This is a genomic window from Thalassospira sp. MCCC 1A01428 (assembly GCF_002115825.1).
In the GTDB taxonomy this organism is placed as follows: Bacteria; Pseudomonadota; Alphaproteobacteria; order Rhodospirillales; family Thalassospiraceae; genus Thalassospira.
On the sequence record NZ_JFJZ01000181.1, the window covers coordinates 1 to 386 of the forward strand.

The following is a 386-nucleotide window of genomic DNA, read 5'->3' on the forward strand; positions in this document are numbered from 1 at the left end:
GGCCTGCGAGGTTACGGTGGCCCAGCATTCTGTGATGGCGTGTGACCACGTCTCACGTCGGGCCGCGCCCTATGCCTTGATCCATGACATCGAGGAAGACGAAACCGGCGATTTGCTCACCCCCGTCAAGCAGCGAATGCGCGAACTGGGGATTTGGGAGCGGTTTGAAACCAGCATCGTGCTGCCGATCCGCAGATCTTATACGGAACTGGCCGGGCTGTGCTGGCCGTGGCCCGCCGACGTGGTGGCAGAAGTTGCCGACATCGACCAGTGTTTGCAGGTGACGGAATATCGCGATGCAGTTGACCGGGGCCTGGTGCGCGGTTTTATGCCGCACGATGTGGCTCCTTTGCCGGATTATCTGTTGCCCTGGAGCCCGCAAAAGG

At 60.9% G+C, this 386-nt stretch carries 1 protein-coding gene; it reads left to right on the forward strand.

What is annotated here, in order from left to right; genetic code table 11:
• Positions 1-16: 16 nt before the first annotated feature.
• Positions 17-386: hypothetical protein (locus THS27_RS26510; protein ID WP_210403047.1), on the forward strand; the 370-nt coding region annotated here is incomplete at its 3' end.